This window comes from Listeria sp. SHR_NRA_18, from assembly GCF_003856515.1.
Taxonomy (GTDB): Bacteria; Bacillota; Bacilli; order Lactobacillales; family Listeriaceae; genus Listeria_A; species Listeria_A newyorkensis.
Map to the genome: position 1 here is coordinate 1 of NZ_QPKR01000054.1, position 468 is coordinate 468.

The window sequence follows — 468 nt, forward strand, 5'->3', positions numbered from 1 at the left end:
GCTTTAACCATGCCTGGGCCACCGGTTGCCAGGATCAGGTTAATGTCTGGGTGATGCATCAATTGGTTGGACAGGTCTACCGTTGGCTGGTCGATCCAACCGATGATGTCTTTCGGTGCGCCAGCAGCAATGGCAGCCTGCAGAACGATATCTGCGGCTTTGTTGGTGGCGTTCTTGGCACGTGGGTGCGGGGAGAAAATGATGCCGTTACGGGTCTTCAGGCTGATTAGCGCTTTGAAGATTGCGGTAGAAGTCGGGTTGGTGGTTGGCACGATACCGCACAGCAGACCAATTGGCTCAGCTATAGTAATGGTACCGAAAGTTTCATCTTCGGAGAGGATCCCGCAGGTCTTTTCGTCTTTATAGGCGTTATAGATGTATTCGGAAGCGAAGTGGTTTTTGATGACTTTGTCTTCAACGATACCCATGCCTGATTCTTCAACGGCCAGTTTAGCCAGAGGAATACGG

General features: G+C 51.3%; 1 protein-coding gene. It reads right to left on the reverse strand.

The features are described 5' to 3' along the window. The coding region (locus DUK53_RS17105; protein ID WP_124893242.1) for an aldehyde dehydrogenase family protein at positions 1–468 on the reverse strand (468 nt) is incomplete at both ends.